The 20,948-nt window shown below is 41.9% G+C and carries 23 protein-coding genes and 1 riboswitch; of the genes, 11 read left to right on the top strand and 12 right to left on the bottom strand.

Translation table 11 applies throughout. The annotated features are described in order from the left end of the window. Positions 1-60 precede the first annotated feature (60 nt). The 11 genes from DFQ12_RS08300 to DFQ12_RS08350 all read left to right on the top strand — a co-directional run bounded on the left by DFQ12_RS08300 (position 61) and on the right by DFQ12_RS08350 (position 10,189). Positions 61-909, top strand: a complete 849-nt coding sequence (locus DFQ12_RS08300; RefSeq protein ID WP_120259274.1) for an NAD(P)-dependent oxidoreductase — start codon at positions 61-63, stop codon at positions 907-909. A gap of 101 nt (positions 910-1,010) precedes the next feature. Beyond that, positions 1,011-1,754, top strand: a complete 744-nt coding sequence (locus tag DFQ12_RS08305; RefSeq protein WP_120258477.1) for a dienelactone hydrolase family protein — start codon at positions 1,011-1,013, stop codon at positions 1,752-1,754. A 133-nt stretch (positions 1,755-1,887) separates the two neighbouring features. Continuing rightward, positions 1,888-3,051: a hypothetical protein gene (locus DFQ12_RS08310; protein WP_120258478.1), complete on the top strand. Its 1,164-nt coding sequence runs from the start codon at positions 1,888-1,890 to the stop codon at positions 3,049-3,051. Between the two features lie 53 nt (positions 3,052-3,104). Continuing rightward, positions 3,105-3,947: a VanW family protein gene (locus DFQ12_RS08315; protein ID WP_120258479.1), complete on the top strand. Its 843-nt coding sequence runs from the start codon at positions 3,105-3,107 to the stop codon at positions 3,945-3,947. Positions 3,948-4,120: 173 nt separating this feature from the next. Further along, positions 4,121-4,213, top strand: a riboswitch (TPP riboswitch). Between the two features lie 79 nt (positions 4,214-4,292). Then, on the top strand, positions 4,293-5,096 hold the full coding sequence (gene thiM, locus DFQ12_RS08320; RefSeq protein ID WP_120258480.1) for a hydroxyethylthiazole kinase: 804 nt from the start codon (positions 4,293-4,295) through the stop codon (positions 5,094-5,096). Further along, the gene (gene thiE / locus DFQ12_RS08325; RefSeq protein ID WP_120258481.1) at positions 5,086-5,718 is read left to right on the top strand and encodes a thiamine phosphate synthase; all 633 of its coding nucleotides are present in this window, start codon (positions 5,086-5,088) and stop codon (positions 5,716-5,718) included. The genes thiM and thiE overlap by 11 nt, the downstream gene beginning before the upstream one ends. Further along, positions 5,715-6,557 carry a bifunctional hydroxymethylpyrimidine kinase/phosphomethylpyrimidine kinase gene (gene thiD / locus DFQ12_RS08330; protein WP_120258482.1) on the top strand — a complete coding sequence of 281 codons (843 nt, stop codon included), beginning with the start codon at positions 5,715-5,717 and terminating at the stop codon, positions 6,555-6,557. Before thiE ends, thiD begins: the two co-directional genes overlap by 4 nt. Beyond that, entirely contained in the window at positions 6,541-7,194 is a 654-nt protein-coding gene (tenA, locus tag DFQ12_RS08335) for a thiaminase II (protein WP_120258483.1), read from the top strand. Before thiD ends, tenA begins: the two co-directional genes overlap by 17 nt. Before the next feature lie 225 nt (positions 7,195-7,419). Continuing rightward, on the top strand, positions 7,420-8,163 hold the full coding sequence (locus DFQ12_RS08340; RefSeq protein WP_120258484.1) for a GIN domain-containing protein: 744 nt from the start codon (positions 7,420-7,422) through the stop codon (positions 8,161-8,163). Positions 8,164-8,397: 234 nt separating this feature from the next. Continuing rightward, positions 8,398-8,928 carry a DUF1572 family protein gene (locus tag DFQ12_RS08345; protein ID WP_120258485.1) on the top strand — a complete coding sequence of 177 codons (531 nt, stop codon included), beginning with the start codon at positions 8,398-8,400 and terminating at the stop codon, positions 8,926-8,928. Positions 8,929-9,301: 373 nt separating this feature from the next. Continuing rightward, complete coding sequence (locus tag DFQ12_RS08350) at positions 9,302-10,189, top strand: helix-turn-helix domain-containing protein (protein WP_120258486.1); 888 nt, start codon at positions 9,302-9,304, stop codon at positions 10,187-10,189. Here the strand turns inward: DFQ12_RS08350 and DFQ12_RS08355 are convergent. The 12 genes from DFQ12_RS08355 to DFQ12_RS08410 all read right to left on the bottom strand — a co-directional run bounded on the left by DFQ12_RS08355 (position 10,186) and on the right by DFQ12_RS08410 (position 20,925). Further along, positions 10,186-10,986: a DUF2490 domain-containing protein gene (locus DFQ12_RS08355; protein WP_120258487.1), complete on the bottom strand. Its 801-nt coding sequence runs from the start codon at positions 10,984-10,986 to the stop codon at positions 10,186-10,188. The genes DFQ12_RS08350 and DFQ12_RS08355 overlap by 4 nt on opposite strands. A gap of 25 nt (positions 10,987-11,011) precedes the next feature. Continuing rightward, positions 11,012-11,902 (bottom strand): urea transporter, encoded by an 891-nt coding sequence (locus DFQ12_RS08360; RefSeq protein WP_120258488.1) that lies wholly within the window; start codon positions 11,900-11,902, stop codon positions 11,012-11,014. Positions 11,903-11,945: 43 nt separating this feature from the next. After that, positions 11,946-12,737, bottom strand: a complete 792-nt coding sequence (locus DFQ12_RS08365) for an urease accessory protein UreD (RefSeq protein WP_120258489.1) — start codon at positions 12,735-12,737, stop codon at positions 11,946-11,948. Positions 12,738-12,739: 2 nt separating this feature from the next. Then, entirely contained in the window at positions 12,740-13,378 is a 639-nt protein-coding gene (ureG, locus tag DFQ12_RS08370; RefSeq protein WP_077435600.1) for an urease accessory protein UreG, read from the bottom strand. Positions 13,379-13,389: 11 nt separating this feature from the next. After that, a complete protein-coding gene (locus DFQ12_RS08375; protein WP_120258490.1) occupies positions 13,390-14,079 on the bottom strand; it encodes an urease accessory protein UreF in 690 nt (229 codons plus the stop codon). A 13-nt stretch (positions 14,080-14,092) separates the two neighbouring features. Continuing rightward, on the bottom strand, positions 14,093-14,638 hold the full coding sequence (locus tag DFQ12_RS08380; RefSeq protein ID WP_120258491.1) for an urease accessory protein UreE: 546 nt from the start codon (positions 14,636-14,638) through the stop codon (positions 14,093-14,095). 9 nt (positions 14,639-14,647) lie between these two features. Continuing rightward, positions 14,648-15,232, bottom strand: coding sequence for a hypothetical protein (locus DFQ12_RS08385; RefSeq protein WP_147420356.1), 585 nt, complete (start codon positions 15,230-15,232; stop codon positions 14,648-14,650). Between the two features lie 156 nt (positions 15,233-15,388). Beyond that, positions 15,389-17,110: an urease subunit alpha gene (ureC, locus tag DFQ12_RS08390; RefSeq protein WP_120258493.1), complete on the bottom strand. Its 1,722-nt coding sequence runs from the start codon at positions 17,108-17,110 to the stop codon at positions 15,389-15,391. Continuing rightward, the gene (locus DFQ12_RS28370; RefSeq protein WP_120258494.1) at positions 17,107-17,481 is read right to left on the bottom strand and encodes an urease subunit beta; all 375 of its coding nucleotides are present in this window, start codon (positions 17,479-17,481) and stop codon (positions 17,107-17,109) included. The genes ureC and DFQ12_RS28370 overlap by 4 nt, the downstream gene beginning before the upstream one ends. Before the next feature lie 18 nt (positions 17,482-17,499). Beyond that, positions 17,500-17,802 (bottom strand): urease subunit gamma, encoded by a 303-nt coding sequence (ureA, locus tag DFQ12_RS28375; protein WP_077435612.1) that lies wholly within the window; start codon positions 17,800-17,802, stop codon positions 17,500-17,502. Positions 17,803-17,961: 159 nt separating this feature from the next. Further along, the gene (locus DFQ12_RS08405; protein WP_147420357.1) at positions 17,962-18,372 is read right to left on the bottom strand and encodes a hypothetical protein; all 411 of its coding nucleotides are present in this window, start codon (positions 18,370-18,372) and stop codon (positions 17,962-17,964) included. Positions 18,373-18,486: 114 nt separating this feature from the next. After that, positions 18,487-20,925: a TonB-dependent receptor gene (locus DFQ12_RS08410; RefSeq protein WP_208642466.1), complete on the bottom strand. Its 2,439-nt coding sequence runs from the start codon at positions 20,923-20,925 to the stop codon at positions 18,487-18,489. Positions 20,926-20,948: the final 23 nt, after the last annotated feature.

Genomic DNA, 20,948 nt, shown 5'->3' on the forward strand with positions numbered 1-20,948 from the left:
CCAAAAACATTTGTACCTTTATTGTGAGCTGAATGTTCGATTCACATGACACAATTTAATATGAAAACAGAAAACATAGGATTTATAGGATTAGGAAATATGGGGAATCCCATGGCAAAAAACCTTGAAAAAGCAGGATTTCCGCTTGCCGTTTACAACAGAAACATCGCCAGAACGACAGACTTTGCAGCACAATCAACTGTTTATAGCGAAGTCACGGATCTGATCGAGTCCAGTGATGTGGTTTTCACCATGCTGACAAACGATGCCGCCGTCGAGGAGGTTTACGGTAAAATTCTTGAACAGCCTATCAGCGGAAAATTATTTGTGGATATGAGTACTATCGCTCAAGATGTGAGTATCAATCTTGCCAATAAGCTAAAAGCGAAAGGTGCCGCATTTCTGGATGCTCCGGTCGCTGGAAGTACCAAACCTGCTGCCGAAGGTACATTGATCATTATGGTCGGCGGAGAACAGACCGACCTTGAACGTGCCAGACCTTACCTTGAGAAGATGGGAAAATCCATTAAACACCTTGGTGAAAATGGCAAAGGTATTGCCGCCAAACTAGCCATCAATTATTTTCTATCAATCATCTATCAAGGTTTGGCCGAAACCATCTTATTCTCCGATCAATTAGGGATTGAACGCAGTGAAATGCTAGAGATTATCAACGATAGTGCCAGTGGTAGCGGAGCAACAAAAGTAAAAACTCCTTTGCTCGTTGAAGGAAATTATACCGCAGCATTTGCGCTGGATCTGATGTTAAAAGATATCCGGTTGGCACAACAGGCGGGAGCCTCCTATCCCCTACTTGGCACCTTGCTCGACACCTATCAAAAGGCGCATGACAGCGGTTTGGGACAATTGGATGTGATCGGAATTATTGAATCAATAAAACCATCCTGAGCCTAAATTTGTTTATCAAGCACACGAAGGACTTTCACCGGAAACAGCGGTATTATCTTTAATCACACAGGCCATCTGACGGCTAAAAAATTTAAGAACAGATGAAAACAGCTTTGACATTTTTCCTATTAACTATCGTTACCATGAGCATGAAAGCACAGGAGTTAAAACAGGTATCCTATAAAGACGGAACACAGCAATTAAATGGGCTTATCACGTCCAATGCTAATAAAAAAGGGCCTGCAGTCCTTATTTTACCCGCTTGGAAAGGCATAGATAACGAGGCAAAACAAGCCGCTTTGCAACTTGAAAAAGAAGGCTATATTGCTTTCATTGCCGATATCTATGGTGAAGGAAATATCCCTACAGACAACACAGCGGCTTCGAAAATCGCCGGTCATTATAAAACAGACTACAAGGCCTATCAGCAGCGCATTGCGGCTGCGTTAAAACAATTGAAGGACTCTGGAGCTGATCCCGAAAAAATTGCAGTAATCGGTTACTGCTTTGGCGGAACCGGAGCACTGGAAACAGCACGCGCTGGTTTTCCTGTCGCAGCTGTGGTCAGTATTCATGGTGGGCTCTCCAAATCGGCAGATAGACCTAATGCAGCGATCAATGTGAAAGTATTGATTGAGCATCCTGCCGCTGACAAAAGTGTATCAAAAGAAGATTATGATGGATTGGTTAAGGAACTTAATGAAGGAAAAGCGGACTGGCAGATCATTACCTACGCCAATTCCGGCCATACCTTTACCAATCCGGAATCCCCAGAATATAACCCTGTCATGGCCAAACGTGCTTGGGAGCATACTTTACTATTCCTAAAAGAAGTACTAAACTAAAACATATAAAGCCAAAGTTTCCCCTATTTAAATGAACTGTCATTCCAGATCAATAAAGCCCCAATCGATCATTTTCCAGTTGTTGGCACTCCTTTTCTGTACGACTGTAGCACGATCTCAAACGATAAAATCTATGGAAATCGGAGCGCCTACCCAAGCGATCCTGTTCGTTACCAATGAATCCGATAAATCAACAGATTTCGCGATGCGTCTCCATGATCAAAAGGCAAATGAAATTATTAGACAGATTCCCTATAGTACCACCAAACTCGTGGTCTCAAAAACAGATGCCCAAAAATTTACTTTTTTTGTCAACAAGCGTAAGTGGACAGTTGATGTACCAACCCTCAAACAACGAAATGCCATGATCCTGTTTGATGGTCAGAGCGGACCGAAAGTGATCTATGACAGTCAAAGCTATCTGCAGGCCGCAAAGCCAATATTGACAAATAATAAGCAGACAAGTACGCCTCAAAAAGCGCTTAAATACGATGGGAAACTATTCTTCGATTCCATCGAAGCTATCCCGTTTAAACCATCCAAGCAATACGCTAAGGCAATCATCTCCCGATCCAATCTTCCGATCTACTCCGCTCAGAAAAAAGGCAAATATGACGGAACTTATATTTCGCAGACCTTTACAGGGGAGAACCTCGAAAAACCCAGCGGCATTATAACAACCGTTTATCAGCAAGGCAAAGAACTCTCGGCAAACAATTTGGCTAATGGGGTCAACTATTACACCAAATATTTTTACAACAAATGGGGATTAATCGATTCGATACAACAGCTTCAAAACAGCAAATGGTCCTCTAGTACAATTTATCAATACTTACCGCATGCTATTCTCATTACCGATCCTGAGCGGCGGTCCGTCTCCATCCAGCATTTAAATGATCAATATCAATTGATCCGGGAGGAGTCCATTCATTTCGTTTACCAACGGATGCATTGGGTCGACCACCGTTACAATGAAAATGGGCAGCTTATTGAGGAAGTTTCAGGGCTAAATGACGCTATCGAAAAACGTACACTGTATTATTATGATACCCAAAAAGCAGACAATTTCTCTTCGTGGCAGGTATTTGACCCAACAGGGAAGCTCACTGCCGAATCCAAAATAGCTGTGCAAGGCAACGAAAGCACCTACCTGTTTTATCGTGATGGTACATTGGAATTGAAAATAGTCTCAAAAGAACAGGGCGATTATCAATACGAGAGCACTGTATTTGATAAACAGAATAAAATCACTTCTAAAACAATACAAAAAAAGAAAAGTTCCCCTAATTCTCAATAATTCAAACGCGCAAATTGAAATAGAAGGAAACAATAAACAATTATTCGTCATTAGTGAAAAAACGGAAATTAATAAGTCAACGCCACCCTTTACTGTATTTTCTTGCTGTCTGGGCAAGAAGGACACAAAGAAAAGCCATTTGGTTACTGGATAATAAAAAGTACACAAAAACCAAGTCTACAACAGCGTTACAGTACCGCATCAAAAAACACCAGTCTGTTTTATTAAAGAAGTTGGGAGAAAACAATATGCAACTGCAGATCAATAAAGTGACCAATCTAAAGATTGCAGCAAAGCAGATCAATGGTGTACTGATCCAGCCAGGCGAAACCTTTTCATTCTGTAAACTGGTCGGTCAGCCCACAAAAAAGAAAGGCTATCTTCCAGGGATGGAATTGTCTTTTGGCGAAGCACGGGCAGGTATCGGTGGTGGAATCTGCCAGATCTCCAACCTGATCCATTGGCTTGTTATCCATAGCCCACTGACAGTCACAGAGCGTTATCACCATTCTTTTGATCCGTTTCCCGATGATGGGCGTGTATTACCTTTCGGAAGTGGTGCAACGGTATTTTACAATTATCGCGACTATCAGTTTACCAACAATACCCCCTATACGTTTCAGATCAATCTCTGGTTTACCGAAAAATGTCTTGAAGGTGAACTGAGGATCGATCAGGAGCTCGATTTTGCCTATCACGTCATTGAAAAAGAGCATCAATTCCTTAAAATAGGAGATCAATTCTATCGAAAAAATGAAATTTGGCGGGAAAAATTCCTAAAATTTCAGGGTGGAAAGGTTATTGATACTGAACTCCTGACGAAAAATTTTGCCCGCGTCACTTATACCCCACCTGACTACACGGAATTGCCAGCTGAAGACAATATAAATTCTTAACAAGCAGCTTAGTTACACGAGATCATTTTGACATCATCCTCTACGAGTTATCGGCTCAATCTATTTCCCTACTAATACTGAAAATGTCGGTCAAATCGCTCGCAGTCATTTTTACTATTCCGGGACCGAATAAAACATGGACTATAAAAAGTCCTTTTTTTTGTCTAAATTTGATATGGCTTTGGGGGTATTCTGTATAGAATTGAGATAGTCCCTTCGAACCTGATTCGGTTTATACCGGCGTAGGGAAAAGCAACCGCTTACGTATATTACAATATACCGGACAGCCCATCTGTCTCATTTCTTCCTGTCAAAGCCAACAACAAACATAGCGAACAAAAAGGAATGGAAGACTTAATTATCGATCTGTTAGCACAGGTCAAACGACAAAAACCACTTGTACATAATATCACGAATTTGGTAGTGATGAATAGCACCGCCAATGCGCTCCTTGCTCTTGGAGCTTCCCCAGTCATGGTTCACAGTCCATCCGAAGTACGCGAGGTTGTTGATCTTGCCCAGTCGTTGGTACTTAACATCGGCACATTGAGTGAACTTACTGCCGAGTCCATGCTTGTAGCAGCTGAACACGCCAATAACATTGGCCGCCCTTGGGTATTGGATCCTGTGGGTGCGGGAATATCTGCTTTTCGCAATGACTTATTGGCAAATCTCCTGGAGTTAAAGCCAACTGTGATACGGGGAAATGCATCAGAGATCATGAGCCTTTACAATTTCAACGAGGTCAATACCAAAGGAGTGGACAGCACCGCAGACAGCAAGGCCGCGATTGGCTTTGGTAAAGCATTACAAGAACAATTAGGATCTATCATATGCATCTCCGGAAAGGTAGACTATATCCTGTCCGAACAGCATACCGCAGAGGTGCACAATGGACACCCCTTGATGACCCAGGTTACCGGACTTGGTTGTAGCGCAACTGCACTCATCGGTGCATTTTTAGCAGTCACAGACCATCCTTTTGAAGCAGCGACCGCCGGTGTCTCCCTTTTGAGCTTAGCAGGTGAACTAGCAACAGCCCGATCCTCTGGTCCGGGGTCCTTACAGATGAATCTCTATGATGAGCTCTATCAACTGAATGCAGAGCGTATCCGGATGCATCTCAACTTGAAGCATTATGGCAATTAATCCCCTATTTCCTTACCCCTTGTATCTGGTTATCTCCGAACAGGACTGCTACCCACAATCTTGGCTCCACGTTGCCGAAGAAGCCATAATCGGTGGTGTAGATGTTATTCAGTTACGCGAAAAGAACGAAACGCCAACGGGGTTTCTGAAAAAAGCCAAGAAGCTAAAACAGATTACCGATCGTTACGGAATCCCGTTGATCATCAATGATGCCGTGGATATTGCGATTGAAATCGAGGCATGGGGGGTACATGTCGGACAAAACGATCGTCAACCTATAGAAATAAGGGAAAAATATGGAAAGCGTCTTCAAATTGGCTGGTCGCTTGAAGATCGAACACAACTTAATAGCAAACAGATGGCTGCAGTAGACCATCTTGGTGTCAGTCCAATTTTTCCAACAAAAACAAAAACAGACACCATTACTACCTGGGGAATCAATGGACTGGGTGAGCTACGGAATTTAACCGAAAAGCCCTTGATCGCTATCGGAGGCATGAACCGGGATAACAGCGCAAGTGCATGGTTGTCTGGTGCAAATTCCATTGCGGTCGTATCGGCAATTTGCCAAAGTAAAAATCCAAGAGAGCGTAGCTTTCAATTAAAGGAATTATTAACATGAACATAACGAAAAAATATACAGTGCCCACTGTACTGAGCATAGCGGGGTTTGATGGCAGTGGCGGAGCCGGTATCCAAGCCGATACGAAAACTATATCAGCCCTTGGATGTTATGCCATGAACGTCTTAACGGCATTACCAGTGCAAAACACACAGGGGGTGCGGAATATTTACGAGATACCGACCCAAGCTGTTCGTGAGCAACTTGATGCGATCTTCGATGATATTTATCCGGATGCGATCAAAATCGGGATGGTTCACACGATTGAACTTGTCGAACTGATCAGCAGCTATTTGAAAGATTACCGTGGAACAATCGTATTTGATCCCGTGATGGTGTCAACAAGTGGTCACAAATTGATCCATGATGACACAATACAGGCATGTATGGACTTGCTTTTTCCACAAGCCACAATTATCACTCCCAACCTGGATGAAGTCAGTGTACTTGTCGGAAGAACCATAGCTAAGGTCCAAGAAATGGAAAAAGCGGGTATTGAACTTCTTGAAAAAGGATGTCAGTCAGTCCTTATTAAAGGCGGACACCTCCAGACAAGCGAGCTCACCTCCCTCCTCTTTCAGCAACATGCATCACCATTGGTATTTAAATCCCAAAAAATTGACAGCAAAAATACACATGGATCCGGATGCTCTCTTTCTTCAGCAATAGCGAGCCAGTTAGCGCAGCAATTCCCCCTTGCTGAGGCTGTCGCTACTGCTTTAGATTATGTCCACGAGGCAATTAAGGGAAGCAAAGATCTCGTTATTGGCAAAGGAAATGGGCCACTTAATCATTTCCACAACCCTTCTAAACTTATTTTTCATGAAATGGAGCGATAAAGCCTGGGATGCTATAAGACCAATTTATGCTGATATCTTAGCCATGCCTTTTATTTCCGAACTGAGTAATGGCAGTCTACCGCTGGAAAAATTTCAATTCTATATGCGCCAGGATGCTTTCTATCTGGAGGAATTTGGACGTGTTTTAGCTTTTATCGGTGCAAAGAGTGCCGACAATCAACAAGCCCTGGATTATTTTGAATTTGGACGCAATGCACTTATCGTCGAAAAAGCGCTCCATGAAAACTATTTTAAAGAATTTGGTCTGGATCCGGAAGACGACAACAAGATAGAGCCCGTTTGCCACCATTACGTGCATTTTTTAAAAAGTGTAACTGCCTTTGAACCTATTGAAGTCGCAATGGCTGCAACTTTACCCTGCTTTTGGATTTATAAAGAAGTTGGCGACCACATCGTTTCTATCACCAGTGGCGACCAAAACCCCTATTCCAAATGGATCGATACCTATAGTGGTGAGGACTTCGCTGATGGCGTGAACAAAGCCAAAAACTACGTCGATCAAATTTCTGAACAAACTACTGCAACAAATCGGGAGAAAATGCGACAAGTATTTATAACAGCTTCCCGATTGGAATATCATTTCTGGCAAGCAGCTTACGAAAAGAGAATGTGGTAGCCACAAAAACAACAGTTAAATTGTTCGATAGCGAACACTAATTGTTCAAAAATGGGCAATAGGAGAAAACGTCTAAAAGTAAAAAAAGATGTTTATCAGCGATTTACATGGTTTTTAAATTTTGGCACCACTATTATATATGTAAGGAAGGAAATGAGGCTGTTTTTAGAAATGAAAATAAAAATTATAATAGCATAGAATTAAAAACTACTAATAAACAAAACCATGAAAAGAATTTTAACCATCGCCTTTATTTCATTTTTATATGTGGCTCAGGCCCAAGAACGTGAAACCCGCAAGATTTCTGCTCCGGATGGCATTTCGGCAGCGACATCGCTACGTGTAGATTACGTTCAATCCAATCGCAATGAAGTTGTTGTTGAAGCTGACAATGCGGAGCATCTGTCGCTGATAGAGACAAATGTTAAAAATGGCATATTACATGTGCAATATAAACGGAATTCACAGATCAGAAATGCAAGAAACAACCGTGTAACGGTATATTCGAGTAAAATTCCGACAAGTTTTTCGGCTTCTTCCAGTGGATCAATCTACAGCAACGAAACCATCAAGGCAAACAAAATATCTGTCAATGTTTCTTCATCGGCCAGAATTACACTTAAAAAATTAATTGCCGATGATATTTCACTTTCGACAAGTTCCTCGAGTAGGTTAACGGCTGATGTAAGTGCAAAAAATCTAACGGTAAATTCAACAAGTTCGTCAAGACAGGAAATTGCAGGAAGTGCGACGAATCTGGATTTAAATGCCAACTCCTCTACTTCAGTTGACATGGCCGCTTTTACAACAACCAATGCGGAGGTCAATGCCAGCACATCAGCCGGTGTTACCTTAAGTGTTAAGGATAATCTACACGGTAAAGTTTCTACCTCCGCAAAGATCTCCTTAAAAAATCAGCCACGAAATGTCCAAGTTGACAAATCGACAAGTGGCCGAGTCGTTATGTAATTTTAGTTTAGGTCTTTAAAAAAGACTGTTTATTTATGTTTAATGTTTAGTTAGCTAAAGGTGGCGCCTTCCCCAGTGCCACCTTTTTTTGCTTCTCCAGCCTACCCCTCATCGGTCAGAAACTGAACTAGCTACCCCTCCAACAACCTGTTAACAGGAGCCAATTCACCGGATATCATCTGATATTTTCGTATCTTGTGCTAAGAAACACAAGCACACATAACACACAATCCAATGGATAATTTTTTAGCAAGTAGCCTCAAGCAATTTCATGAATTCAAATCTTTGGGAGACAAGACCTTCGCTCAATTGAGTGATGAGCAATTGTTCTGGCAATTCAACCCTTCCAGCAACAGTATTGCCCTCATTGTGAAACACCTCCATGGGAACATGCTTTCGCGTTGGACAGACTTTCTACATTCGGACGGTGAAAAAGAGGGAAGAGACCGCGATATGGAATTCGAAAATACCGAAATGAGCAGAGCGCAACTGATCGCACAGTGGAACGAAGGTTGGGATTGTTTATTTCAAGTACTAGAATCTTTAAATGAGCAAGACCTGACCAAAACAATCTTGATCCGCGGAGAAGGACATACCGTACTGGCGGCGATCCACCGCCAACTTGCTCACTACCCTTATCACGTAGGGCAGATCGTTTACATCGGAAAAATGTGCCAGGATGAGCAATGGACATCACTGTCCATTCCAAAAGGAAAATCTGCAGATTTTAACCAAGAAAAATTTGGTCAAAGCAAAAAAGTATAACTTGTAACTATTGGTTGTAGCTGCCCAATTGTTGATTGGGTAGTCATTCCGCCTAAATTTTTAAATTGCAATCGTATACTACAAATCCGTTTAAAACGTTACATGGAAGGTACTGTTTTAAGTGTTCTTTAGCAAAGAATTGATTATATTTGTGTGATCTACCGTTACTAATTCCTTTACGATTCAATCCCATAGGAATTAGCTTGTTTAGGGTTGCAAAACAAATAGCAAGTGCAGGGAGCTCATTAATCTACTTGAGCGTAGACAGGTAATTTATAATTATTTAAAGATGAAACCATCATGATTTATTTAATCACACTGGGAGTGAATAAATCTGATAGCTTCATCACAATTGAAAAACAAATTTATACCGATGAAAAATTCGATTAAGATCATCAACAATTACGAGTATAAAAAGTTATTCTTACCTGATGTTTCTGAGCATAATCTATTTAATGAAAGTAAAATCCAGGTTTATCGAATCGAAAATTATCTTCGAAGCATTTTAATGCCGGTCATTCCCTATCGTACTACCTTTAATTTTCTAATTTTTGTAACAAAAGGTTCCCTAACTCAACACCTGGAATCGGCCTCCTATACACTGACTGAACACCAAGTTATCAATATAAAGCAAGGCAATATCACCGCAACATTGGCGATATCGGATGATGTTGAAGGTTTTTTCGTGGTTTATGAAAATGAAATTGTCACTGATATCGAACTTGGGATCAATGACATCAAATTTTTCAATTCCCATCCCTTCACAACATTAAAGCCGCACGTTGCCCATTGGATTCAGCAAATGCTGATTCTTTTGGAGGAAGAGTTATTTACTGAAGGTCGCGTGATGGAAGTATGCATCTCGATGATGCAGTGCATCTTATTGAAGGTCATAAAATCGGATATTGAAACCAAGGCACCGATGAGCAGACAGTTGGATATTGCATTTCGCTTTCGGGAATATGTCCAAAAGTTCCATATTGACCATAAAAATGTATTGTTTTACGCCAATCTATTGCATATCTCCGAAAACTACCTGAACAAATGTGTGAAGGAGGCCACCAATAAACCACCCAAGCAATGGATTACAGAAATCAGCATCTTGCATAGCCAGATCCTCTTGCAGGACGCTACGAGAGATATTGCGGGGATAGCTTTCGAATTGAAGTTCCAATCGCCCTCCTATTTCACCAGGCTATTTAAAAAAATCACCGGGTATTCACCCAGTGATTATCGAAAACATAAGTTTATGGCAGACTAATGTTTATGGTAAGGCAGGTTCCAAATGAGGTCAACCGCCAGATAATGCACGCCAAAATCCACTTGATCATAGCCTTTGATCAGATCATTCATGTAGCCTACATCCAGTCGTAAAGGCGTCTTTGGGATATCTGTCATGTAGTAAAAGCCCAAACGTGTTTCCTTGTAACCAAAGCTCGACCAAGCATCCGGTTCGTTCAGTTTGCTGATCGCAAAAAGACCTTCGGCACTCAGCGCCAGTTCCTGCTTATTTTTATAGGATATTTTGAAATTCAACTGCGACTTCAGCCGGGTTCTAAATTGAAAATTCTCTTCTGCTTTATGAAAGTCAGCAGTAAAAAATTTCCGGAACTCCTGCCGCAGTGTATTTTTCCATTTCCAACGCTCAGCCAGCTTAAAAGTATAAGCATAACGTCCATACAATCGGAATTCCTGTTCAACTCCTTCATTGTGGTAGGGCGCTTTTTCATCATATACATTTTGACGCCTGTAGCTCAGCGCATAGCTATATTGCTGATTTGGTGCAAATTTGTGATAGACCTCATGATTCAACACCCAGATGGCCTGCTTATGAAAAGGATTGGAGTCGTCGGGTGTACTTTTGGTTCCCAGGCCGATATAGGTCAGTGCTTCCTTAGTTCCGGCACTGTCCAACTTGCGTCGCAGGCCCAACACCGACCAGGAGGCCGTTTTGGCTTTACCAAGCCCTGGCGGACTTACCTGCCCATATACGGTGTTTATATGAATTCCCAATAAGAGTATTATTGGGAATAGATTTATTAAACGAAATTTCAACATCAGATAAAATTTTAGTAAAAAAAGACTAGGAAGTCTCCGCTGTCGCAGAAAATTTAGCCACCAACCAATTGTCCAATCGTTTGACAGGCTCCATTGCCCACATCGCGACCACAAAAGGAAACGTTAGCGTCGTCCAACCATTATGGATCAGGAAATGGTCAAAATAGGTTGCTATAATAACCGCAATGAGTACATAAATACCATCTCTAACGCGTTGCCCGCTCAAAGCAATCCCACATAAAACTGCGTTGAAGCTAAAGATCCCGTTGTTGGTCATATCGGTTGATTCATGCCCATGATGCGAGATATAAACACTAATAATTACAGCTGCAGAAGCATATAACGCTGCGATTGGCTTGCTGATAAAAACACCAATGAAAAAGATTAATCCCGCAACTAAGCTACCCTGAAAAATAACCTGACCAAAGGCATGTCCCTCAATAAGGAAATCGTCCATTTCCTGAATATCCACAAAGTGCTCTGGAACGGTCCGTAGAGCCAATTCTGGAATACTCAATACATATAGCGCAATCCAGGTGATCATGATAAATGGAAACGTAAATACAGGAATATTTTTCTTCAGTGCAAAACCCATTAAAATCGTAGTCAATGCAGAACCGATGATCAAAGCAGCCCATACCCAGATATTAGTCTGAAAATAAAAGACCAGCGCAATCCCATATAATGTGGCATTAAATCCAAAGAGCCCATCATTGATATGGTCCTCGTCAAACTTCATCAATTTCGCTGTTATTACCCCGACAAGATTCGCCAGTATCCCAGCAAATCCCATGAGTGCGGAATCATAAATAATAGCCCCAATAAACAGGACTCCGGTCCAGATGTTACCTTGTAACATAATCTGTCCAAATCCCTTAAAAACAGCTTTAACAAAAGCCAGGATGTTATTTTTCATTAGAATAATTTGTTATTTAAAAATTGTATTCAGTCCCCGTTATTTAATTCAGGAATAATTTTTCCCATAAAGCACTTTGCATCTCTTTAAAAAGAAGGTAAAGTTGCTCGGCACCATACCCCAGCACACGCACCATAAAACCATCATGTTGCAAAGCACTGATACCAAAGGCAACATCCTTGGTTTCCCCATATTTTTCATAGAATGCTTCGATCCATTCATCTGGACTTACCCCAGCACTATTCAGATAGATCAGCGTCCCTTGGTGTGTATAACCTTCCAGAATGCCCAATCCCTGAATGGGCATACGATCCGGTTGTAACAGCACATTATCTTTTACAACCAGTCGATCATTCACATAACATTCCGTCAGATTCTGAAAATGATTGTACTGAAATTCCTCCCCTGACATTTTCCTTCCACAGGTCACGATTTCACTCAGTAGTAGATGACAATTGGAAGCAAGATGGATAATGTTGTGACTCAAAAAATGAGAGGAATGTTGAGGTACTACGGGGTGAGGAACATAGGAAAACACGGAATCTTCACCCAGAGTCACCTGCATTGTTTGCGAAGAATGCCCCTTCATATGAAACAGACGCTGATAAGCCTGCGTCTGCAACTGTAATTTTGCTCCCGGCGCAATATCAATTTTGATCTGATGATCATCACCATCCAATAATCCCGGTGAGGAACTCATGATCATCAAATAAGCCGCATTGTCTTTTTGATATTGACCAACAGGGACAATGCGAAAAGGTTGAGTGACATAAGCATCCTTCATAAAGGATTTCCCTTCACGATGTGCTATTTTGACGGCTAAAGAACAAATCATAATTAACGAAGTAAATTAGGTTCTTCAATATCTTGAAGCAATGCATATTTCTTGATCCAGCCCACAATCTCTTCCAGACCGTCGCCAGTTTTCAAATTGGAGAACAAAAATGGAGCACCTTTGCGCATCATACGGGCATCATGTTCCATGACCTCCAGGCTCGCACCCACATAAGGCGCCAAGTCTTTCTTGTTGATTAATAACAGATCCGAACGTGTAATCGCAGGACCACCTTTACGTGGCATTTTTTCACCCTCAGCGACATCAATTACAAAAATGGTGATATCTGCCAAATCTGGGCTATAGGTTGAAGTTAGGTTGTCGCCCCCACTTTCGATCAAAATAAGTTCCAGATCAGGAAAACGGCTAGCCAGCTCGTCTACAGCTTCCAGATTCATACTCGCGTCTTCACGTATCGCGGTATGTGGACAACCTCCTGTTTCAACACCGATAATACGTTCGCGAGGTAATAAGCTATTTTTCGCCATATACTCTGCATCTTCTTTGGTGTAGATATCATTTGTAATAACCGCCAGATCTAACTCATTTGCCAGACGTCTGCTCAATCTTTCCAATAACGCTGTTTTACCGGAACCCACAGGGCCGCCGACACCGATCTTAACATATTTTCTATTTTCCATTTTATTTGATTTTAAGAGATATAAACTCTAGAATATAATCGTTCGTGTTGCATGCAGCGGATATCAAATCCGATATTGCACAGCCCCACTAAATTTCGTTCAACTGCTAAAGTCTCGTGACAGAGCCCAAGTATATCATCGTGTAGGCCAAAAAGAACATCCTGACCATCGAGCTGTCCGAGCGGCACGAGTTTCACGGCATTCGTCACCATGGTGATGGCCGCATTGTAATAAAAGCCATGTAATGCTTCTTCCAAAGGAATTTCCAATAACGAAGCCAGCATACCATACATCAAGCAATAGTGACTATCCACTTCCTTTTTCTGAATCAATTTGCCCCAGGCAACAACAAAATCCTGTTGTTGATAACGGCTAAATATTTTGTAAATGCGTACGCCCAGTTTTTTACTGGCTTCCCGAATCTCCTTTGGACTCTTCAATGCTGTACACTCCTGATCCAAAGCGATCAATGCATTTAAATCCTCGGATGTGGTGGCCTCGTAGGCCAATTTCATCAGGGCAGCATCGTTATACTTTAGATTGTACCATAAATTATGGCGCACATATTTGTCAGTAGTTGCTTTATCACAGACTAAGCCCTGTTGCACATAGGTTTCCAGCCCATTTGAATGGGTAAATCCACCGATCGGTAGCGTCGGATCTGCGAGATGGAGCAACTTGCCCAGAAAAGTATTTTTCATTGACATAAATTATTTATTCATTATTTGTTGATGCGACCGTCGACGCAATACCAGTATCCTCTTGCTCCTGAATGAACAGAGGAATATTTTTTGTCGAAAATTTCAACTTTTGATGATGCTTTGGGTCTACGTTTGCGTGGAGTGGGTTCAGCAGCTGGTGCATACAACACACAGGATCAAATCCATTTTTGGTCAACCACTCGTACATGGAGCGTTCGTAAGGCATCAGCAATTCATTTGCCTCTACGAATAGAGGCAAATGTTTGTTTCCGATTTCACTGCTGACAAAAGCAATCTGAAGGAAATCAATTGCCATCACTTTGATAACCTCACAGGGTTTGATGGTAACCACAACTACTTTTTCTTCATCTTCATACAAGATATCGCCGTCCTGCAAGCAGGAAGTATTGCCCAATAATTTTACAGCGATATCCATCCCCTCCGCTGTACGAAGACGTTGAATACGTTTGGTGGATTCATACCATTCAATCGACAGCAGATCATGACGCTTATTGGTCTGCTCGCGATTGATATTCCTTGTGATTTCTGTGATAATCATTTTCGTGCTTTAAAAAAATAGATTTTTTGACAATCCCAATCCCACAGTTGAGCCATTGATTCCTGTAATCACTTCGTGATCATTTGGAATAACAGCATCCTTGCCATGCTTCTTCTTGTAAGAGAGCTCCGCGACTTTTGCTTTCAAAGCCCAGCCTTTTCCGAGGTCAATACCCACCAACGGATACACTCTGAACAGGAAACCATTGTAGCTTCCATCCACCATGCCTCCGGATGCATTAACAACATGCTGGTCACCCCAGATGTAATGTGCATCCACTTGACCGATCAACATAAAATGTTCTCCTAACGGCCATGTGTTGCTGTAGAATGGACCAACTTCATGGGAATGATCCGTAAAGTCAAGCGCCTTCGTATAGGCATTGTTGAACCCATAATTTATCCCCACATTCATGTTGTCATTAAAAAAATAGCCTACACCCACTGGTGCTGCACTAAATTGGTGTCCAGCGGTGGTTTCATGGTAATTGAGCGAACCATATAGCATGATTCCGCCTTTTTGAGCAGAAGCCGATTGTATCGAAAAGCATGCTATTGTCAGACAACATCCCAAAAATATTTTTAAATTTTTCATTGATATCTCGTTGTTTTTAAGGGCAATAAAGCGGTCATGAGCCTTCCTCTGCTCATTGATCATTAGCGCTACGTTTGGCTCATGACCGCTTTATTAATGTGTTTTTCATTTATAATGGCCTGATGCAAGATCAAGCCATGGTAGTCTCCATTCAGATTAAAACAAGAAATACAACTGTCCTAAAGAAACGGTATCAATCGGCTGAGAACGCAAAATTTCTCCATCCAGACTTACTTCATAGTTCTCCGGATTAACGATAATTTCGGGTGTAGCATCGTTGTGGATCATATCTTTTTTGGAGATATTTCTACAGTTTTCTACAGGAAGCAAGCCTTTTGCTAAGCCATATTCCTCTTTAATGCCGTTTTCGAATGAAATTTTGGAAACAAAGTTGAAACAGGTATTATGAACAGCTTTTCCCAATCCGCCAAACATTGTACGTAAGATAATCGGTTGTGGTGTAGGAATGGATGCGTTTGCATCTCCCATTTTGGACGCGATGATCATACCACCTTTGATAATCATTTCCGGTTTAGCACCAAACAAGGCTGGTCGCCAGATGACCATATCCGCGATTTTACCCGGTTCGATAGAACCTACGTATTTTGAGATACCATGTGCAATCGCTGGGTTGATTGTATATTTTGCGACATAACGACGTGCACGGAAGTTATCGTTGTTTTTTCCTTCGTCTTCAGGTAGCGGACCTACTTGTTTTCTCATTTTGTCCGCTGTCTGCCAAGTCCGTGTGATAACCTCACCCACACGACCCATTGCCTGCGAATCTGAGCTCATGATGCTGAATACACCACGATCTTGCAATACATCCTCAGCAGCGATTGTCTCCGGACGGATGCGTGAATCGGCAAAAGCCACATCCTCAGGTATCTCCTTGCTCAAGTGGTGACAAACCATCAACATATCCAAGTGCTCATCAATCGTATTTTTTGTAAATGGACGTGTCGGATTTGTGGAAGCTGGCAATACATTTGGATACATTGCCGATTTGATAATATCCGGAGCGTGACCACCACCGGCACCTTCCGTATGGAAGGTATGGATTACACGACCGTTGATTGCCTGAATCGTATCTTCTAAGAAACCCGCTTCATTTAATGTATCGGTGTGAATAGCAACCTGTACATCGTATTTATCAGCTACCGTTAATGCTCTATCAATTGTTGCGGGTGTTGCTCCCCAGTCTTCGTGAATTTTAACCCCCAAAGCTCCGGCTTCAATCTGTTCAACAATGGGTTGTTCAGTTCCCACATTTCCTTTTCCAAAGAAGCCAAAGTTCATCGGTAGATCTTCCACCGCTTGCATCATACGACGGATATTCCATTTTCCTGGTGTTACGGTGGTTGCGTTTGTTCCGTCCGCTGGACCGGTACCACCCCCGATCATGGTGGTAATACCACTATATAAGGCTGTTTCGACCTGTGTAGGACTGATATAGTGAATATGGGTATCTATACCACCTGGTGTTAAGATATAGCCAGATCCGCCATGCACTTCGGTAGAAGCACCAATAATCATATTTGGCGTAATGTTATCCATTGTGTCCGGATTTCCAGCACGGCCGACACCGACAATCTTACCATCCTTTATACCGATATCACCTTTCACAATTCCCCAGTGATCAATCACGATAGCATCTGTGATCACCATGTCCAAGGTACCTTCATCACGTGTGTGAACCGAAGATTGACACATACCGTCACGCACGGTCTTACCACCACCAAATTTTGCTTCATCGCCATAATAAGCGTAGTCCTTTTCAACTTCGATAATGATATCGGTATCGCCTAAACGGATTTTATCGCCACTTGTCGGACCAAAGATGGCGCTATAATTTACTTTGTTAACTTTTAAACTCATGATACTTTGTTTTTAAAGCCTTGTTCTTTCACTTTTTTCATTGCATTTTCTTTCGCGACTTCGGTTTCGGTATCACCGTTTACCAAGTCGTTATGCCCGTAGATTCTTCTGGCACCTGCATAAGGAACCAATTCTATATCTTTGGATTCCCCCGGCTCAAAACGCACCGCTGTACTCGCGATAATATTCAATCGCTTGCCAAAAGCTTTTGCACGGTCAAATTCCATCATCTTGTTCACTTCAAAGAAGTGAAAATGTGAACCTACCTGAATTGGTCTGTCTCCTGTGTTTGTTACGGTAATCGTCGTAACTTCTCTACCTTCATTACAGATGACATGGCCATCCGCTATAAAAAATTCTCCTGGAATCATAAATTCTATTTTTAACAATTATCGAATGGGATTATGAACGGTCACCAATTTGGTACCATCCGGAAAAGTCGCCTCAATCTGCACGTCGTGAATCATTTCAGGTACACCTTCCATGACATCCTCACGTGTCAATAATGTCGCGCCATACTGCATTAAATCAGCCACAGTACGGCCATCACGTGCAGCTTCCAGAAGCTCACTACTGATCAATGCAATAGACTCCGGATAATTTAGTTTAAGTCCTCTAGCTCTACGTTTTTTCGCTAGTTCACCGGCAAGATGAAGCAATAGCTTCTCTGTCTCTCTAGGTAATAAATGCATATAAAATATTATTTAAATTGTTGTTATTTCAGTCGAAAACAAGTCAGTACAAACCCTGACGACTTTAAAAAATCGTTCAAAAAACCTGATAGACGAAGCCCATAGCAAATGCTTACGGCATAGCGTTTCAGTTCTCAGCGTTGTAAGAAAAGGAAAGGATTATCCCTGAAATGGGATCTTTAAACTTTGGAAAAGAATGTATTTTGGTGGTAGGACCAATCGATCCATGTAAGGTGTTCTGTTATTCCGCATGTTGAGACATACAGGATAGCAAAATATAAAAAGACAAATATACAATACAGTCCAACCGAGGAGCTTACTCCATTCATCTTTTAAGTCGACCTGTTCACTGACATCATAAAGGTCATGATCGTGTACAGCGGCAACTACATTTTCCCGTTCGGGTTGATCAGCACCTTTGTCAATTTGTTTATGGGTGCTGGACAAACCGAGAGAGGTACCCGAGGAATTATGAATTTTAAGCTGTTCAGAAATAGTCATTCCTTTCAGGAGCAGGACGCTCAAAAGAAAAACTAAAAAAACTAAACTATGCTTAATCATTGTATTCACAATCCTATTATTTGTTGTTCAAATTTACAACCAAAGCAGGCCACTTCACTAGTACAAATCTTGAATTAAATAGTCTAAATTTGTCGAAAAACCTGCTTTGATTGTTTTTTTTAATTAAAATGAATAACCAATTGAAACCATAATGTTTCTTGGTGCCCCTGCGAAGGCACGTGTATAGTCAAATCCCCCTAAAAAATAGTATTTATCAAATACATTGTTTAGGTTAAGCGCCATTTTCATGGCACCGATATGATAATAAGCCGCCGCATTAACTGTCGTATAAGAAGGCCATTGTCCCCAAAGGGCATTTCCTTCGCTATCCTTCCCAATGCTATTGTCCATGCGTTTGCTATCAACATAATAAACACCAGCACCAAAGCCTAGTCCTTTTAAGGAAGTATTGGAGAATACATATTTTAACCAGGCGCTGGCCATATTTTTAGGTGCTCCCGGTAGTGCCTGCCCGACTTCAGAAGCAACAGAAGAGGCCTTCACTTCGGTATGGTTAAAAGTATAATTTGCCATCACCTGGAATTCTTTGGTCAGCTGCCCGCGGACATCCAACTCCACTCCCCGCGACAATGCTTTTCCAGATTGTCTATACTCCGGTAATCCCGAGTCATTGATTGTTCCAGTCGCAATCAGCATATTTCTACGCTCGATCTGAAATAAGGAAAGATCCATTTGTAGCTGATCCTTAAAAAACCCCGTTTTCAGCCCTGTTTCAATTTGAAAACTGCGTTCAGCTTCAAAAGGCTTATCTGCACCATAGTCTTTATAGTTCTGGATAAAATTAGCGCCTACCGGTACAAAACCCTGCGAGTAGCTTGCGAAGTAATTAATCTGCTTGTTGATTCCATAGGTCAGACCGAAACGGGGCAACAAAGCATTTTGTGTAGCATGGAAGCGATCCTGTCCATCAATAGTTTCCGAAGAATAATGTTCATGCCTCAACCCCACAATTAATTTCAGACGGTCCGCGATACTGATCTGATCCTGTATGTATTTACCGGTCGTTTTATAGGGACTCAAAAAAGGATAAGCGACCTGTGTACGCCAAACGTAGTTGGTCAGATCGTGTGTGGTATAGGTCGGGTTGTTCAGGTCAAAAGTCAATGGCACCACTTTGCCATCCACTGTTTGCTGTCTGGCTTCCCGTAACTGATTTTCTTTGTCACCACGATACTGTGCGAAGTCGATCCCCGCAACGATATGGTGGTCAATTTTATCTCCTAGCAAATCCCATTTGATATATCCGACGACGTTGTCGGTATAATCACGGCCATGACGGTCAAAGAAACGCATATTCATGATGGTGTTATGTGGAGCATCCGCAAAAGTATTTAGCGTACGGTGTTCGTTGACATCTTCCTGATAGATGGATTTCATATAGCTCAGGTTCAGGCTCACATTTTCTGCCAGCCGTTGCGCCAATCGTCCACTAAATGAAAAAGTCTTGGAATTATAGAAATCAGAAGGCTGACTTAACGTAAACGAACGTGGCAGAGCATAAAAGTTATTCTCCTTTATCCCCATTCCCCGATCCAGATAACCGTTGAATTGATTGTATACCACATCGATGTCCACGGTTGTCCCTGCAGCGGGCTTAAATGTAAATGAAGGTGCCAGCATCATCCGTTTTTGACGATTCACATCGCGAAAGGTTTTGGTATCTTCATAGCCTGCATTAAAGCGATAGAGAATTCGTTTTGCACTATCCAATGGACCACCCAGATCTACTGTGGTGCGCATCGTTTCAAAACTTCCGGCAGCAAAACTGACATGACCTTTAAAATCTTCCAAAGGCTTTTTCGTCGTCATATTGATGGTACCACCGGGTACAATGTCGCCAAATAGAGAAGCTCCAGGGCCTTTCAGCACCTCAAGGTTTTCGAGATTGATTGTTAATGGGGAATTATAATAACTATTGCCGTAACCATAGCCCGAACGTAGACCGTTCACCAAACGGACTCCAGTTTCATAACCGCTTTTAAAACCACGGATCACCACATCATCATAAGATGAAGCCTCAGTGACACCTGCAAGGTCCTGCACCAGTGCACCTGTTGTAAATGCTTGTTTATCTTCGATAAATTCCTTACTCAGTACAGCCACAGATTGTGGTAGGTCTTTCAGCTTTCCAGCGAACTTACCGCCCAACTCCATGTTGTTGGTCAAATAGGAATTATTGCGACGGCCGGTAACCAATACTTCATCCAAGGTCCGCCCTCCCTCTTCCATCATGAGTCGAATTCCTTTTTTCGGATTCCATGTAGTCTCATCAATAAGAATAAGTTGTGATTTATAGCCGATCGCTTCGGCACGTAATTGTACCGGAAAGGTTGTCGCTGTAGTAAAAGCAAATTCGCCATTCGTGGCAGTACTGATCTTTTGTCCTTGGTTTTCAAGTGTCAAAGTCACTCCTGGAATTGGATTTCCGTTTTCATCCTGTATCTTCCCAAAAATCAAAAAGCTCTGTTGGGCGTAAACAGCCACTGGTGTGACAGCACTTGCCAATAATGCGAAAGCGAGTGCTTTCATTGTGTTTTTCATCTGTATTTTTTCATTAGCCAGAT

The sequence above is a fragment of the Sphingobacterium detergens genome, assembly GCF_003610355.1.
Lineage (GTDB): Bacteria > Bacteroidota > Bacteroidia > Sphingobacteriales > Sphingobacteriaceae > Sphingobacterium > Sphingobacterium detergens.

Coding starts and splice junctions, on each gene's coding strand:
- DFQ12_RS08300 (WP_120259274.1), top strand. CDS start 61: ATGAAAACAGAAAACATAGGATTTATAGGATTAGGAAATATGGGGAAT.
- DFQ12_RS08305 (WP_120258477.1), top strand. CDS start 1,011: ATGAAAACAGCTTTGACATTTTTCCTATTAACTATCGTTACCATGAGC.
- DFQ12_RS08310 (WP_120258478.1), top strand. CDS start 1,888: ATGGAAATCGGAGCGCCTACCCAAGCGATCCTGTTCGTTACCAATGAA.
- thiM (WP_120258480.1), top strand. CDS start 4,293: ATGGAAGACTTAATTATCGATCTGTTAGCACAGGTCAAACGACAAAAA.
- thiE (WP_120258481.1), top strand. CDS start 5,086: ATGGCAATTAATCCCCTATTTCCTTACCCCTTGTATCTGGTTATCTCC.
- thiD (WP_120258482.1), top strand. CDS start 5,715: ATGAACATAACGAAAAAATATACAGTGCCCACTGTACTGAGCATAGCG.
- tenA (WP_120258483.1), top strand. CDS start 6,541: ATGAAATGGAGCGATAAAGCCTGGGATGCTATAAGACCAATTTATGCT.
- DFQ12_RS08340 (WP_120258484.1), top strand. CDS start 7,420: ATGAAAAGAATTTTAACCATCGCCTTTATTTCATTTTTATATGTGGCT.
- DFQ12_RS08345 (WP_120258485.1), top strand. CDS start 8,398: ATGGATAATTTTTTAGCAAGTAGCCTCAAGCAATTTCATGAATTCAAA.
- DFQ12_RS08350 (WP_120258486.1), top strand. CDS start 9,302: ATGAAAAATTCGATTAAGATCATCAACAATTACGAGTATAAAAAGTTA.
- DFQ12_RS08355 (WP_120258487.1), bottom strand. CDS start 10,986: ATGTTGAAATTTCGTTTAATAAATCTATTCCCAATAATACTCTTATTG.
- DFQ12_RS08360 (WP_120258488.1), bottom strand. CDS start 11,902: ATGAAAAATAACATCCTGGCTTTTGTTAAAGCTGTTTTTAAGGGATTT.
- DFQ12_RS08365 (WP_120258489.1), bottom strand. CDS start 12,737: ATGATTTGTTCTTTAGCCGTCAAAATAGCACATCGTGAAGGGAAATCC.
- ureG (WP_077435600.1), bottom strand. CDS start 13,378: ATGGAAAATAGAAAATATGTTAAGATCGGTGTCGGCGGCCCTGTGGGT.
- DFQ12_RS08375 (WP_120258490.1), bottom strand. CDS start 14,079: ATGAAAAATACTTTTCTGGGCAAGTTGCTCCATCTCGCAGATCCGACG.
- DFQ12_RS08380 (WP_120258491.1), bottom strand. CDS start 14,638: ATGATTATCACAGAAATCACAAGGAATATCAATCGCGAGCAGACCAAT.
- DFQ12_RS08385 (WP_147420356.1), bottom strand. CDS start 15,232: ATGAAAAATTTAAAAATATTTTTGGGATGTTGTCTGACAATAGCATGC.
- ureC (WP_120258493.1), bottom strand. CDS start 17,110: ATGAGTTTAAAAGTTAACAAAGTAAATTATAGCGCCATCTTTGGTCCG.
- DFQ12_RS28370 (WP_120258494.1), bottom strand. CDS start 17,481: ATGATTCCAGGAGAATTTTTTATAGCGGATGGCCATGTCATCTGTAAT.
- ureA (WP_077435612.1), bottom strand. CDS start 17,802: ATGCATTTATTACCTAGAGAGACAGAGAAGCTATTGCTTCATCTTGCC.
- DFQ12_RS08410 (WP_208642466.1), bottom strand. CDS start 20,925: ATGAAAAACACAATGAAAGCACTCGCTTTCGCATTATTGGCAAGTGCT.